The 14,823-nt window shown below is 43.2% G+C and carries 12 protein-coding genes and 1 pseudogene; 7 read left to right on the top strand and 6 right to left on the bottom strand.

The genetic code is table 11. The features are described 5' to 3' along the window. Positions 1-106 precede the first annotated feature (106 nt). The 4 genes from rsmG to CIK95_RS09450 are packed head-to-tail and all read left to right on the top strand — an operon-like array spanning position 107 to position 2,426. Positions 107-727 carry a 16S rRNA (guanine(527)-N(7))-methyltransferase RsmG gene (gene rsmG / locus CIK95_RS09435; protein WP_022311497.1) on the top strand — a complete coding sequence of 207 codons (621 nt, stop codon included), beginning with the start codon at positions 107-109 and terminating at the stop codon, positions 725-727. After that, on the top strand, positions 721-1,362 hold the full coding sequence (locus CIK95_RS09440) for an MBL fold metallo-hydrolase (protein ID WP_022311498.1): 642 nt from the start codon (positions 721-723) through the stop codon (positions 1,360-1,362). The genes rsmG and CIK95_RS09440 overlap by 7 nt, the downstream gene beginning before the upstream one ends. Then, entirely contained in the window at positions 1,359-1,937 is a 579-nt protein-coding gene (ruvC, locus tag CIK95_RS09445; protein WP_022311499.1) for a crossover junction endodeoxyribonuclease RuvC, read from the top strand. Before CIK95_RS09440 ends, ruvC begins: the two co-directional genes overlap by 4 nt. Before the next feature lie 54 nt (positions 1,938-1,991). Beyond that, on the top strand, positions 1,992-2,426 hold the full coding sequence (locus CIK95_RS09450) for a hypothetical protein (RefSeq protein WP_254046448.1): 435 nt from the start codon (positions 1,992-1,994) through the stop codon (positions 2,424-2,426). 91 nt (positions 2,427-2,517) lie between these two features. Here CIK95_RS09450 and CIK95_RS09455 read toward each other — a convergent pair whose 3' ends face one another. From CIK95_RS09455 to CIK95_RS09465, 3 genes are read right to left on the bottom strand one after another with little or no spacing between them, the layout of a single operon-like run. Further along, positions 2,518-4,605, bottom strand: a complete 2,088-nt coding sequence (locus CIK95_RS09455; RefSeq protein WP_022311501.1) for an alpha amylase C-terminal domain-containing protein — start codon at positions 4,603-4,605, stop codon at positions 2,518-2,520. Positions 4,606-4,609: 4 nt separating this feature from the next. Next, the gene (locus CIK95_RS09460) at positions 4,610-5,059 is read right to left on the bottom strand and encodes a YhcH/YjgK/YiaL family protein (RefSeq protein WP_094466861.1); all 450 of its coding nucleotides are present in this window, start codon (positions 5,057-5,059) and stop codon (positions 4,610-4,612) included. Positions 5,060-5,075: 16 nt separating this feature from the next. Next, entirely contained in the window at positions 5,076-6,191 is a 1,116-nt protein-coding gene (locus tag CIK95_RS09465; RefSeq protein ID WP_094387460.1) for a phosphatidylinositol-4-phosphate 5-kinase, read from the bottom strand. 98 nt (positions 6,192-6,289) lie between these two features. On the opposite strand from CIK95_RS09465, the gene kdsB reads away from it, so the two are divergent. Then, positions 6,290-7,048, top strand: a complete 759-nt coding sequence (gene kdsB / locus CIK95_RS09470) for a 3-deoxy-manno-octulosonate cytidylyltransferase (protein WP_022311504.1) — start codon at positions 6,290-6,292, stop codon at positions 7,046-7,048. A 60-nt stretch (positions 7,049-7,108) separates the two neighbouring features. Here kdsB and CIK95_RS09475 read toward each other — a convergent pair whose 3' ends face one another. Continuing rightward, entirely contained in the window at positions 7,109-9,400 is a 2,292-nt protein-coding gene (locus CIK95_RS09475; protein ID WP_094387459.1) for an NADP-dependent malic enzyme, read from the bottom strand. A 131-nt stretch (positions 9,401-9,531) separates the two neighbouring features. Here CIK95_RS09475 and CIK95_RS09480 point away from each other — a divergent pair, with 131 nt between their 5' ends. Further along, entirely contained in the window at positions 9,532-10,155 is a 624-nt protein-coding gene (locus tag CIK95_RS09480) for a TetR/AcrR family transcriptional regulator (protein WP_022311506.1), read from the top strand. Here the strand turns inward: CIK95_RS09480 and CIK95_RS09485 are convergent. Further along, positions 10,152-12,362, bottom strand: a complete 2,211-nt coding sequence (locus tag CIK95_RS09485) for a bifunctional (p)ppGpp synthetase/guanosine-3',5'-bis(diphosphate) 3'-pyrophosphohydrolase (protein ID WP_094466862.1) — start codon at positions 12,360-12,362, stop codon at positions 10,152-10,154. The two genes, CIK95_RS09480 and CIK95_RS09485, sit on opposite strands and share 4 nt — an antisense overlap. Before the next feature lie 318 nt (positions 12,363-12,680). Here CIK95_RS09485 and CIK95_RS09490 point away from each other — a divergent pair, with 318 nt between their 5' ends. Further along, positions 12,681-13,865: a sugar MFS transporter gene (locus CIK95_RS09490; RefSeq protein ID WP_022311508.1), complete on the top strand. Its 1,185-nt coding sequence runs from the start codon at positions 12,681-12,683 to the stop codon at positions 13,863-13,865. A gap of 299 nt (positions 13,866-14,164) precedes the next feature. Here CIK95_RS09490 and CIK95_RS09495 read toward each other — a convergent pair. After that, a pseudogene (locus CIK95_RS09495) lies at positions 14,165-14,823 on the bottom strand (IS1380-like element IS612 family transposase); the annotation flags it as partial.

Here is a 14,823-nt window from a genome sequence, read left to right on the forward strand (position 1 = left end):
TCACTAAATAATTACTATTATTATGCAAAGTTACGACATTTTTATCGTAACTTTGCAAGGAACAAAAAGAAATTGATAATTAGCCGTTTAATTGTCATCAGACTATATGCAGATTATAACCAAATACTTCAACAAACTGAGTGAGGAACAAATTCAACAGTTTGCCAAACTCAAGGATTTATACAGAGATTGGAATGCAAAGATAAATGTAATATCACGCAAAGATATTGACAATCTCTACGAACACCACGTTCTTCACTCTCTCGCAATTGGAAAGTTTATTCATTTCAAGCCCGGTACTACCCTTCTTGACTTTGGTACTGGTGGCGGCTTTCCAGGTATTCCTCTTGCTATACTATTTCCCGAATGTAAGTTCAGGCTCATCGATGGAACTGGAAAGAAAATCATGGTGGCAACAGAAGTAGCCAAAGCAATAGGGCTGAAGAACGTCAACGCAGTCCATCTCCGCGGCGAGGAAGAAAAAGGAAAATTCGACTTTGTCGTGAGCAGAGCGGTCATGCCTCTACCTGACCTCGCCAAGATTGTGGCCAAAAATATTTCCAAGAAACAAAGCAATGCCCTCCCCAATGGTATTATCTGCCTCAAAGGAGGTGACTTGCAAGCAGAGATAAAGCCCTACTCCAATATTGCTGAAATTGCCCCCATCAGTAATTGGTTTGAAGAAGAATGGTTCAAAGAAAAAAACATATTATACATTCCATGCTGACAATAAAACGATTTACATGCAACATGTTGCAAGAGAATTGCTATGTGATAAGCGATGACACAAAGGAGTGTGTTATCTGTGATTGCGGAGCATACTCACAACATGAACGCCAAAGCATAATAGACTATATCAAAGAGCAGCAGCTCAAACCGGTGCACCTCATTGCCACACATGGCCATATTGATCATAATTTCGGTAATAATACTATTTATGAGCAATACGGTTTAATGCCAGAAGTGCACAAGGAAGACGAACAACTGATGGAAATGCTCGACAAGCAAGCGGAAGGTTTGGTCAATGTGACCCTTGACTACCAGATGCCCAATCCCGTGTATTTTGACGAGAATCATGTCATCAGATTTGGAACACATGAGTTTACAATTATTGAAACACCCGGCCATTCTCCTGGTAGCGTGTTCTTCTATTGCAAAGAAGAAAACGTTGCTTTCTCTGGCGACACATTGTTTAGACATGCCATTGGTCGCACGGATTTTATAGGAGGCTCAATGTTCCAGATAATACAAAGCCTTCGAATGATTTGCCAGCTTCCAGATACTACGAAAATATATCCTGGTCATGGCGAAACGACTACTATAGGCAATGAATTGGCCAGCAACCCGTATCTTGATAGATGACAGATAATGAACGCATCATTCTTGGTATAGACCCTGGCACAAATGTAATGGGTTATGGCGTCTTGAAAGCCGTCGGCAATAAAGCCCAACTTATGGCTTTAGGAGTAATAGATTTACGAAAAATGCACGACCCTTACATAAGATTAGGCAAGATTTTCGAAAGGATTACGGGAATTATCGACGAATATCTGCCCGACGAGATGGCTATAGAAGCTCCGTTCTTTGGGAAAAATGTCCAATCTATGCTGAAATTGGGAAGAGCTCAAGGAGTGGCAATTGCCGCAGCTATAAGGCGCGAAATCCCTATCCATGAATATGCTCCTCTTAAAATAAAGATGGCCATAACCGGACAAGGTCAGGCAAGCAAAGAGCAGGTGGCAGGAATGCTACAACGACTTCTCAAAATGGACGAGAAGGAAATGCCCAAGTTTATGGATGCAACTGACGCATTAGGTGTCGCTTATTGTCATTTTTTGCAACAGAATGCGCCACAAAGCGAGCATAAATACGGGAGTTGGAAAGATTTCGCGACAAGAAACCAAGACAGAATAAACAATATATCAAAGTTGAAGTAAACAGCAGAAGAAAATATGAGAACATTTTTAGTATCAATGTTGTTGCTATTGACAATGGCAACAAACGCAAGCGCTCAGGAAATCTACAAAGAGATTAAGCGCATCATGCAAAATCAAGAAGTCATCAAGTCGGATCCCAAGAAGACGCTTGACGAAAGGAAAATCGCAACATTCAAGTATGATGCCATATATTATATGATGGTGAAGGCTGGCGACAACCATGTAACAGCCTACGAATTAGGCAACCAGACGAGCGCAATGATAGACTTTGTCAATCTGTACATAAAGAGACTGTCAATGGAAAAGAAAAAGAATCAACGAAACATCATTATGAGCAGATTTAAAAAAGTCACTATCGAAAACGCATTGTTCAACGACATGGACAAAGACATTATTTATGCCTATGTTGACAACGACAACTTCATTACCCAATTCTCCTTGGACACAAACTGGGTTAAGGCACTTGAAGAAGTTCGCCGCAACAACTAAGCCAATACACGACTGGGCTTAATCTCAGTCATGAAATAAAAAAGAATGGCATTGTGGAAAAACACAGTGCCATTCTTTTTATAGGAAGGTATTACTCTTTTCGTCTTAATACGACCGCAGAGCGGGCTGGAATATAAAGCATCAACCACCCCTTATGGTCTTTAGCATACAACTTGTCGGAGTTGGTGAAATGGGTAATGGTATCATCAGCCAATCCATTTCCTCCATACAATTTAGAATCAGTGTTTAGCATCACTTCATACGCTCCCTCGGGCACGAGAAAGCCATAATCAGAATATGAGCGGGATGGAGAGAAATTGAATACAAATACCAGATCCCCACGCATATATGCGAGAATCTGATCACCATCATTATGCCATATTTCTTGCACAGCTGTCTTGTTGATGTTCTTTTCTGACTTCAATACACTAAGCATATCATGGTCAAAGTCGCCAAGATAGTGATAATCCAATTCCTTATTGTCTACAAGGTTCCACTGTCGGCGAGCATACTTATGGCTCCATCCGTTACCTTCACGCGGGAAATCAATCCATTCAGGATGTCCAAACTCATTTCCCATGAAATTCAGGTACCCTCCATTAATGGTAGAGGCCGTAACCAAGCGAATCATCTTATGAAGAGCGATACCACGTTGGGCGCACATATTCTCATCACCTTTCTTAAAATGCCAATACATATCGGCATCAACAAGACGGAATATTATGGTCTTGTCTCCGACAAGCGCCTGGTCATGGGATTCACAATAGGATATCGTCTTCTCATCAGACCTGCGATTGGTAACCTCCCAAAGAATGGAGCTTGGTTTCCAGTCCTCATCGCGTAACTCCTTGATGGTCTTAATCCAATAATCAGGGATATTCATTGCCATGCGATAGTCAAAGCCATAACCACCGTCAGCGAATTTGGCCGCTAAGCCAGGCATGCCACTTACTTCTTCAGCAATAGTAATCGCATGCTTGTTTACCTCATGAATAAGAATGTTAGCCAATGTAAGATAACAAATTGCATTGTCATCCTGATGCCCATTGAAATAATCTCCATAATTGGTGAATGCCTCACCTAACCCATGGCTATAATACAACATGGACGTTACTCCGTCAAAACGGAAGCCATCAAAATGGAATTCCGTCAACCAATACTTACAATTGGAAAGCAGGAAATGAACGACCTCGTCTTTGCCATAATCAAAGCACAAGCTGTCCCAAGCGGGATGCTCGTGACGCTCTCCCGGATAGAAGTACTGATTGGGGTCACCTGCAAGATTTCCAAGACCTTCTACCTCATTCTTGACAGCATGGGAATGAACAATATCCATGATTACAGCCACTCCGTGCTGATGGGCCTCGTCAATGAGCTGCTTCAGTTGCTCCGGAGTACCGAAACGCGACGATGAAGCAAAGAACGAACTGACATGATAACCGAAACTTCCATAATAAGGATGTTCCTGTATCGCCATAATCTGAATGCAATTATAGCCATCCTTGATTATACGAGGCAGAACATTGAGTCTAAACTCATCATAGGTTCCAACCTTCTCTGCATCCTGGGACATGCCGATATGACACTCGTAAATAAAGAGAGGATTGGTTTTAGGTACAAACGATTTCTTTTTCCATTTATAAGGCTGTTCCGGATTCCAGACTTGGGCGGAGAAAATCTTCGTTTCTTCATCCTGAACGACACGACGAGTCCATGCCGGGATACGCTCTCCCTCGCCACCTTCCCAATAGACATGCATCTTATAGAGGTCGCCATGATTTATGCTGTTTTCCGACAATTTCAACTCCCAATTGCCGGTACCTTTGATGCGCTTGCATCTATACTTGGGACTTTCCTTCCATTTATTAAAGTCACCTATCAGATAAATGTCAGTAGCATTGGGAGCCCATTCGCGGAACACCCAGCCTTTTTCAAGTTTATGCAATCCGTAATATTCATGTCCATTAGCAAAGTCTGATAATGTGGACTTGCCATTATCGGTATATTGAGAATATTTCCACTGAGCATGTTCATGCCTGCCACGAATAGCATCCTCAAAAGGAGCAAGATAGCCATCGCGCTTGACGATTCCTAAATGTTTAACTTGCTGACTCTTGGCCTGCTTTGCTGGAGAGTCAACTTTCAAGCCTTTTCTACAAGTTTTACTTGAAGTCACCATAACTTTAGATTTTTACTTTAAAAATTGCTTTCTTTATCTTTCGGGCGGTATCACCTATCATAGGTGCATGACCATCTTGAGGGAAAAAGATGGCAAACATACCAACTTGACACACAGGATAACACAAAGGCGTCAAGTCTGGGAAAAAGCCTATATCAGTAACGGCATCAAAACCTTTAACATCTCTGTGGGTAATATCTATGTATCCGTATGTCTCCACTTCGGTCAAAGGAATCTGTATGTCTATCATTTCATGATGACACTCTACCTTGGCCTCATCTTTTGTTTTTCCAAAGCCCTCTTGGATGTTCACAAATATATTGTCACCATCAATTGGATAATGACCAGGCTCCATTGATTTCAAATCATTGGCTTTAAGATAATCAATGACTGTTTGAAAAGAACGGTTGAGAGCGACATACTTGGTAAGATTAGTCAAATTGTCAATTATCATAATTTCGTTTATTAAATTAATCTACTATTCTTCGTCCATGTTCATATTTGCCTTGAGCGACAATTTTTCCGTTGCGGTCTTTTTCCAAAAAACGGCCATTCCGCAGACCATCTGCATAAACACCCTCAAAGCGTTTTCCATCTTTATCTTCTTCAATTGCAGGACCATTACGAAGTCCTTTCTTGTACATTCCTTTAAAGCGCGAACCATTTGCGAAATGGATTATCACTTCCCCATCAAACAAACCTTCTTTGAAATTGGCCTCAAATACATCGCCATTTTTCTTGACTAGCTTACCTTTGCCATGCTGACGGTCATTGCTCCAATATCCTATATAGGTGTCTCCATTGGACCAATAGAATGAGCCATATCCATTTTTCTCTCCATTCTGAAAGTTTCCAACATACTTGTCACCATTAGAGTACTTGAATATTCCTTCCCCTGTTCGTTCTCCTTGAACATATTTTCCTTCATAGTAATCACCATTCTGGAATTTGTAGATACCCAAGCCGTCCTGTATATCGTCTTTCCATTCTCCTATATATACATCCCCATCGGCATATCTGAAAGTTCCCTTTCCAGATCTCTGATTGTCAAGCCACATACCATCATACGTGGTGCCATTTCCCCAATCAAAGAATCCCTTACCCGATTTTTTATCATTATCCCAATTGCCATTATAATATGCACCACTTGCAAAAGTATATTTTCCCTTGCCATGGCGCTTATCCTTCTGCCAATTGCCTTCATATTTGTCACCATTATAATAATACATAACTCCATGGCCTTGCTGTTCATCGCGAAACCAAAGCCCGACATACTTATTGTTGGTAAGGAAATAATAAGTTCCGCGTCCGTGTTGCTGATTTTGAAACCACGAACCTTCATATCTCTCACCATCGGAGAAAGAGTATACGCCATAACCATTGCGCTTTCCTTTTACATATTCCCCTTCATAAGTGTCTCCGTTTGTATATACTGCAGAACCTTTACCATTGGGCTTCCCCCCCACCATTTCTCCTTTATATTGACCTCCATCAGAAGTTGTACACGAACCTAAATAAACTTTCTGCGCAGAAAGGAATAAAGGAAATAATAGAAGTATATATATAACAATTGCTTTCTTAGTCATAAATTAATAGAATTTATTGCCAAAATTAGCAAAAAACGATGATACGGCAAAATATATTCTTAAAAATCACTACCTTTGCATCTATAAAAAACCAAATTATGACAAAGTTTATTGCAATCATTCCCGCCCGATACGCCTCTACCCGTTTTCCGGGCAAACCATTGGCAATTCTCGGTGGAAAACCAGTTATTCAAAGAGTTTACGAACAGGTTACATCTGTATTGCCCCATGCATACGTGGCAACAGACGACCAGCGCATTTTTGATACGGTAGTTAAATTTGGTGGAAATGCCATTATGACACGGAGTGACCATAAGAGTGGCACCGACCGCATACAGGAAGCTCTCACCAAAATCAATATTGATGCCGATGTCGTTGTTAACATCCAGGGTGACGAACCATTCATCCAGCAAAGTCAAATTGAAACTCTATGCAAATGCTTTGACGATGAAGATACCCAAATAGCCACCCTTGGCAAACCATTTACAACAATAGAAGCCGTCGAGAACCCTAATTCTCCCAAAATCGTTGTAAGCAATAGTGGTTATGCCATGTATTTCTCACGAAGCATTATACCCTTTGTCCGTGGAGTAGAGAAACAGGAATGGATTAACCGCTATCCCTTCTTAAAACACCTGGGCATCTATGCATATAGAAAAGAGGTACTTTCGCAAATAACCAAACTTCCACAATCATCATTGGAAATCGCAGAGAGTCTGGAACAATTAAGATGGCTTCAAAACGGATATAAGATTAAGGTTGGAACAACCTCTATTGAGACTGTCGGCATAGACACACCCGAAGACCTCGAACGTGCAGAAGCATTCCTTGCCCAACACGAGAAAGACAACAGATAATTATTACATAAACGGCCATCTGAAGTTAATGCAGATGGCCGTTTATTCTAAGATAATTGCTTATTTGTTTTTGTTTATAATTTTTTGAACATACGCGTCAATCACCGCCACCGCAGTAACATTCACTATGTCTCGCACCGAACTCTCAAAATCTGTAAAGTGAATCGGTTTGTTCAATCCCATCTGAATCGGACCTATAATTTCCGCATCAGGATCAAGGGCCTGGAGTAGTTTGTAACTACCATTGGCGCTGCTCATATTTGGGAAGACAAGCGTATTGACATCCTTTCCTTTCAGACGGGTAAATGGATATTTGTCATCTCTTAATTCCTTATTCAGAGCAAAATTCACTTGCATTTCTCCATCCACTTTCAAGTTGGGGAAATCTTTCTGGAGTTGCTCCACTGCAGCATGAACTTTCTGGGGACTACCTGCGTCATCCGTTCCAAAATTAGAGTAACTGATCATGGCAATGACGGGTTCTACATTAAAGAACTTAACAGCATTAGCGCTCAACTTAGCAATATCATAAAGCACATTCTGGTCCGGATGTCGATTAATCAGCGTATCAGCTATAAAATACGTACCTTTCTTAGTATTCAGAATATGCATAGTGGCAAATGTGTTGTACTCGGGACGTATTCCAATAACCTCTTTCGCCACCTTGATAGTATTGGAATACTTGGTGTAAAGTCCGGTTATAAATGCATCGGCATCCCCCTGCTCCACCATAGACATTCCAAAGTAATTACGCTCATACATCTTGTCGTATGCCTCTTCAAAAGTATATCCTTGACGTGCACGTTTCTCTGCCAAATGCTTGGCATAAGTAGCTCTGCGGCCCTGCTCTTTATCGGCGCGCATATCCACAATCTCTATATTTGCAAGGTCGAGCTTCAAGCGATTGGCCAGGCGATTCAGGCGGTCAGGGTTACCAAGCAAGATTGGCTGGCAGATTCCTTCTTGACGGGCCTGCACTGCCGCCTTCATCATCGTTGGGTGTCCACCTTCCGCAAATACCACACGTTGAGGATGCAAAGCTGCAGTGGCATGCAGATTACGAGTGAGCTTGGTCTCCTGACCTAACATCTGCCGCAAATGATCCTTATATGCATCCCAATCCTTTATCTCCAGACGGGCCACACCACTTTCTATAGCGGCTTTAGCTACAGCGGCACTAACATCCGTAATCAATCTGGGGTCAACGGGCTTCGGTATGAAGTAATCAGGACCGAATTCCAATTCGTTTACGTGATATACCTCGTTGACGACATCAGGAACAGGCTGCTTGGCCAAATCAGCTATTGCGTGTACAGCAGCCATTTTCATTTCTTCATTTATGGCGCGCGCATGCACATCAAGCGCACCTCTGAATATATATGGGAAACCTATTACATTGTTTATCTGATTAGGATAATCACTTCTACCTGTTGACATCAACACATCTGGACGACTTGCCATGGCATCTTCGTAGCTGATTTCAGGCACAGGATTTGCCAGAGCAAAAACAATAGGACTTTTCGCCATCGAACGTATCATGTCCTGAGTAAGCACATTGCCCTTGGACAGTCCCACGAAGACATCGGCACCCTTTATAGCTTCTTCCAGAGTATGTACATCTCTGCGCTCGGTTGCAAACAATGCTTTCTGCGGAGTCAGTTTTTCTCTATCGGTAGTAATCACGCCCTTTGAATCAAGCATTACTATATTCTCACGGCGTGCGCCAAGTGCAACATATAGTTTTGTACAGCTGATTGCTGCTGCTCCCGCACCATTGACAACGATTTTTACCTTGGCAATATCCTTGCCAGCAACCTCCAAGGCATTTTTCAGTCCCGCAGCACTGATAATTGCAGTACCATGCTGGTCGTCATGCATTACTGGGATATCAAGATTTTTCTTCAAACGCTCTTCTATATAGAAACACTCGGGAGCCTTGATGTCCTCAAGATTGATACCACCAAATGAAGGGGCTATGCGCTCAACTGCCTCACAGAACTTTTCCGGGTCTTTCTCGTCAACTTCGATATCAAAGACATCAATACCTCCGTAGATTTTGAATAGCAATCCCTTACCTTCCATAACTGGCTTTCCACTAAGGGCGCCGATATCTCCTAATCCAAGAACTGCCGTACCATTAGAGATAACAGCCACCAAATTACCTTTGTCGGTATATTTGTATGCATCGTCCGGATTGTTCTGGATTTCCAAACACGGGAATGCTACACCTGGCGAATAAGCCAAGCTCAAATCAGTTTGAGTATGAAATGGTTTGGTTGGTTTAACCTCAATCTTTCCAGGTCTGCCATTTTGGTGATACTCCAAAGCGGCCTCTTTCGTAATCTTTACCATCTTTATCTTAGAGTTTATTTATGTTACCATCTGAAATAATAATGTGACAAAGTTAACAAAAAACCCACAAACAAGGACAAGTTTTTATCTTTTTTTTATACTTTTGCATTTAGAAAATATATAATGTCATCATGGCAAACGAAACGATTTACAGAAAGGAACTTAAAGGCAAGATTCTCAAGACCGCAATGGAGCAGTTTCTCCTGCATGGTATCAAGAAAATCAAGATGGATGACATTGCCAAGATACTTGGTATTTCAAAGCGCACGCTATATGAAATCTACCAGGATAAAGAGCAATTGTTATACGAAGGTCTATTAGAGACCGAAGAACACATCGACGCCTACCTGCTTAACTATGCCCAAGGAGGAAAGCGCAATGCCGTCGAAATCCTGATGGAATCGTATTACATACAAGTTGACGCATTCTCCCACATTAATCCACAGTTTTTCATAGACATACCCAAATATAAGACAGTAATGGAGATGCACGCCAAACGACGTAAGGAGCGCGAAAAGACCATTAGTGATTTTTTCCAATGGGGCATTGAAGACGGGTACTTCAGGCAAGGAACCAACTTTGCCATTATCACTGAAGTTGTACAAAACGCCATGACATATATTATCGAAACGGGCATGTACAACAAATACTCCTTTCAGAGTATCTTCGACAATACCATTCTTGTATTTATCCGCGGTATGTGTACGGAAAAAGGCATACAAATTGTGGATGAGAAATCAAGCCGAAGGCGTTAAAGTCGGGCCACCGACTTAACGCCTTTTACTGTTTGCAACTTCTTAATCAGGCTTGCCATGCGCGATGTGTCATCTATCATTACGACCAGATTGCCGCTGAACAACCCGTCATGACTGTCTATATTGATACTCCGCATGACAATGCGTTCTTCCTTTGATATAATATTAGTAATATTGCTTACTATACCTATATCGTCATTGCCGATAATACGTAAAGTCACGCTATATTGGGAGTTGCCCTTTCCACTCCAACGCGCCTTTACAAATCTATAACCGAAACGCCTCCTCAATTCAGGGGCATTAGGACAGTCTGTGCGGTGAATCTTTATACCACCATTAATGGTGACAAAACCGAAAATATCATCACCATAAATAGGACTACAGCATCTTGCCAGACTATATTCTATGCCTTTCAGATTGCGGTCAATTACCAAGACATCGTCATCATTCCCTTTAGACTTGAAATCAGTACTATCATAATTGAACTCTTCCGCAGACTGAATCTGGCGTTGCTGCGCCATAGCAGACTGATGGTCGCGCAGCTCTACATATTTCTCAATAATGGTGTTGATGTCAAGTTTCCCATCGGCCACATTTCTATAGAAATCAGAGCGCTCCTTAAATCCCATCTTTTTGATAAGGATATTAACAAGCGTTTCATCTATCTCAATCTTACGATTCTTGAACCTACGCTCAAGCATTTCTCTGGCGAGAAGTCCCTCTTTAGCCTGAGTCTCCTTGAGCGCCAACTTGACCTTGGCTTTTGCCTTTGGCGTCTTTACAATACCCAACCAACTGGGCTTGGGCCTCTGATTGTTTTGCGTCAGAATCTCTATCGTATCACCGGAATGCAATGTCTCGCGTATAGACACGATGCGCCCATTAAGACGGGCACCTATGCAAGAATTACCGACAGCGGTATGTACATAATAAGCGAAATCAAGTACGGTGGCACCTTGTGAGAACTTGAACAGATCGCCCTTGGGCGTAAAGACATAGACTTCCTCATCCTGCAAGTTCATCTTGAACTGATCCATAACCTGCAGGTCATCACCGGCTTCAAGCGCCGAACGGATACTGGCAAGCCAGGTATCCATATTGCCCTCGCTCTTAACGCCTTTATAGCGCCAATGGGCGGCAAGACCATGCTCGGCAATATCGTCCATGCGTTGAGTACGTATCTGCACTTCCACCCACTTGCCTTCTGGGCCCAACACCGTGATATGAAGACATTCATATCCATTGGACTTTGGCATACTCAGCCAGTCTCTCAATCGTTTGGGATTGGGCTGATACATATCGGTAACGATAGAGAATGTCTGCCAGCAGAGCATCTTTTCCTTGTCTAAAGGCGAGTCAAGGATGATGCGAATGGCAAAGAGGTCATATATTTTATCAAAGCCACATTGCTGCTTCTTCATCTTTTGCCAGATGGAATGTATACTCTTGGTACGACCTTTCATATGATAGACGAGACCTGCCTCGTCCAGTTTAGCCTTGAGAGGGGAGATAAAGCGCTCAATATAAGCATCGCGTGAACGCTTGGTGGCATTAAGGTTCTCCTTAATAATATAATAGGCATCGGTCTCAAGATATTTCAGACTCAGGTCCTCAAGTTCACTTTTCAGCTTATACAGACCTAACTTATGAGCCAATGGCGCATATAGATAACTGGCCTCCTCGCTTACTTGGCGTTTGGCTTCAAGATTAGAATTGTCACGAATCTGCCTCATCAACGTCACGCGATCGGCAATCATGATGAGAATCACGCGCATATCTTCAGCAAAAGACAGCAGCAGATTACGGAAATTTTCGCTTTCTATTACAGGATTTTTCTTATACAAGTCATGTATGCGGCACAGACCATGCAGGATGCGTCCTACATTATCACCGAAGAGCGAGGTAAGGTGGTCAATGTCCTCGTTACCCCCAATCACTTCCTCATAGAGCAGAATGGCAAATACGCCATCACGCTTAAGCCCTATCTCTGTTACGGCCAGCCAAGCCGTCTGTAGGGCATGCAGAATGGGGTTGAGACCGAACATATCACGCTGGATACGTTGGCTGTTGATGGCTTGCTCTATATGCTGGCGCATCAGCTGTTCGTCACCGGGAGCCAGCGAGTCGGCTATGGCCTCCCGTATCTGAAATATCAGTTTTATCGCTGCGCTGCGCTCGTTATCCGAAAATGCAAATACATCGTTCATACGTATGTCTTCTCTATATAATTAGTAATCCTTTATGGTGTCCATATCTGCTGTCAATGCACCTGTAACACACCAAAGTATAGGGTGCAAAGGTACGTCTTTTAGCAGAAACGGCAAAGCAAAACCGTAGGCTTTTTACGGCTGTTTGACATAAGTTAATGATTAAGGGAAAAAACTTAATATAATTCGTCTGTTTCTCCCGACAAACAGTTAACTTTGCAGCACACGTCAGAAATCATCGCTATCCTAATATAAATGCAGAAATACGAATGCAATATAGCAGGAATACATTGGAAGATAAAACAAGTAGACAAAAACATGAAGAAAGGAAAAGATTACAGGAAGACCAAACGGGCTTGCTACCTTGGTTTTGTAACACAGGCCATCGTGGCCAATTTCACCCCTCTACTATTCATGGCCTTCCACCATGAGTACAAGATACCTATAGCCAGTCTGGCGTTGATTCCTGCTGTATTCTACATCATCCAACTGATTACAGACTTGCTGTGCGCCAAGTTCAAGAACATCAACTACCGCAAAAGTATCATCATCTCTGGGATAACATCAGCCACAGGCTTGATGGGGCTGGCATTTCTGCCAGAACTATTCCCCAATCCGCTGGTGGGAATACTCCTCTGTGTATGCGTGTATGCCATAGGTAGCGGGTTGATAGAGGTGTTGTGCAGCCCCATTATCGAGGCTTGCCCTTTCCCAAACAAGGAGGGCATGATGAGCCTGCTCCATTCCTTCTACTGTTGGGGAGCCGTGGGAGTGATAGTCGGCTCTACGCTTTTCTTTTCCCTATTCGGATTGGACCACTGGAGGTTTCTGGCCTGCCTATGGGCATTGATACCGCTCTACAACATCATCAATTTCGCGACATGCCCTATTGAACCCATTGTGCCCGATGCCGAGAGTATGAGCATGGGTCAACTGCTGCGCAATGGAATGTTCTGGATATTCCTACTGCTGATGGTAGCTGCCGGAGCCTCAGAAGCCACTATGGCACAGTGGACATCGGCCTTTGCCGAAGCCTCTCTGGGAGTAGAAAAGGCGATTGGTGATCTGGCTGGTCCCTGTGGATTTGCCTTTTGTATGGGTCTCGGCCGTCTATGGTATAGCAAGAAGGGACAGAATCTGGACCTGTCCGCCTATATGACATGGGCCGGGCTTCTGAGTCTGGTCGCTTACCTGACAGCTTCTTTAGCCTCTGTTCCGCTACTGAGTCTGGCCGGCTGCATGGTCAGCGGTCTGGCTGTAGGCATCATGTGGCCGGGTTCCATCAGTCTTACATCGGCACGGATACCCAACGGCGGTACTGCTCTTTTTGCCCTTCTGGCCCTTGCCGGCGATGCCGGCGGCACTTTTGGGCCATCTCTTGTGGGGCTTTGTACCCATTTTACAGGCGACGATATACATGGTGGCATTTTGGCCGCAACATTCTTCCCCGCTCTTCTGGTCGTATGCCTGCTCATTCTTCGCAGAAAAAGCGCCAGGTTATAACTCCAGCCCATGAAGATACCACCCGCCAGAGAAATAGTTTTTACGACATAAGCCGTCAATATACTGAAAAAAAACGCCCAAAACACTTGGGCATATCAGATAAAGTACCTAAATTTGTCATATAATTATCCTAAAATCCGCAACTATCATCCAATACACGATTAAGGGTAGATTTATGAGTCGTTAGTAGCAGCTTTCAGTAAAAAGCAACAGCACAACATCAATATGTAGCCACCATCCCCTTACCCCACGATGCGACTTGAGGTAATACGCAGATTCAAACCGGAAAGAAAGGATTCTTATCCGAATTCTGTTTTGAAGGGTTTTGCATAAGCTCGGTTCTCTGTGTAGATATTCAGCACGTATTGCCTTGCAGTCATGATCCACTTGGCAGGTACGGAGATGAATCTGAAGACAAAAGCCTTTATGCGACTCGTTTTCTTGAGCCCAAAAGCCTTGGTGTCAAGCCTGCTCATGATGGTCTTGTAGAAATTGTGTATCAATGCAGTAAGCAGAAGAAAGACAGTATTCTCCGCCATGAATGACTTGGGGAGCCTGCTCCAACCGAATCCGTTGTTCATGTCGTCAAAGATACGTTCCTTGCCGCCACGCAGATTGTAGAATTCAACAATGTCCCTTGTCGATGACTTGTAATCGTTGGTCAGAATACAACGGTAAGTGTATTCGCCTTCCCACAGGTCAAGGTCGCCACTGTTGCGTCTTTGTCTCTGGATGACAAGACGATAGCACTTGCCTTCCCATTTCTCAACGAGAATGGAATTGAGTTCGAACTGGATGCCGTTAATCTCCTCCGTCTTCCATCCTCTCAGAGCAAAGATGTCATTGTAGAGCGAACTGCATCGGTTGGCACGGATGTAGAAATGTTTGCAATGCTTCTCTATCTCACTGACGATTTCCTTCGAGCAGGAACCGCAGTCTGCCCTGAAGCGATTTACAC

This window comes from Prevotella sp. P5-108 (genome assembly GCF_002251385.1).
Lineage (GTDB): Bacteria > Bacteroidota > Bacteroidia > Bacteroidales > Bacteroidaceae > Prevotella.

Coding starts and splice junctions, on each gene's coding strand:
- rsmG (WP_022311497.1), top strand. CDS start 107: ATGCAGATTATAACCAAATACTTCAACAAACTGAGTGAGGAACAAATT.
- CIK95_RS09440 (WP_022311498.1), top strand. CDS start 721: ATGCTGACAATAAAACGATTTACATGCAACATGTTGCAAGAGAATTGC.
- ruvC (WP_022311499.1), top strand. CDS start 1,359: ATGACAGATAATGAACGCATCATTCTTGGTATAGACCCTGGCACAAAT.
- CIK95_RS09450 (WP_254046448.1), top strand. CDS start 1,992: ATGGCAACAAACGCAAGCGCTCAGGAAATCTACAAAGAGATTAAGCGC.
- CIK95_RS09455 (WP_022311501.1), bottom strand. CDS start 4,605: ATGGTGACTTCAAGTAAAACTTGTAGAAAAGGCTTGAAAGTTGACTCT.
- CIK95_RS09460 (WP_094466861.1), bottom strand. CDS start 5,059: ATGATAATTGACAATTTGACTAATCTTACCAAGTATGTCGCTCTCAAC.
- CIK95_RS09465 (WP_094387460.1), bottom strand. CDS start 6,191: ATGACTAAGAAAGCAATTGTTATATATATACTTCTATTATTTCCTTTA.
- kdsB (WP_022311504.1), top strand. CDS start 6,290: ATGACAAAGTTTATTGCAATCATTCCCGCCCGATACGCCTCTACCCGT.
- CIK95_RS09475 (WP_094387459.1), bottom strand. CDS start 9,400: ATGGTAAAGATTACGAAAGAGGCCGCTTTGGAGTATCACCAAAATGGC.
- CIK95_RS09480 (WP_022311506.1), top strand. CDS start 9,532: ATGGCAAACGAAACGATTTACAGAAAGGAACTTAAAGGCAAGATTCTC.
- CIK95_RS09485 (WP_094466862.1), bottom strand. CDS start 12,362: ATGAACGATGTATTTGCATTTTCGGATAACGAGCGCAGCGCAGCGATA.
- CIK95_RS09490 (WP_022311508.1), top strand. CDS start 12,681: ATGAAGAAAGGAAAAGATTACAGGAAGACCAAACGGGCTTGCTACCTT.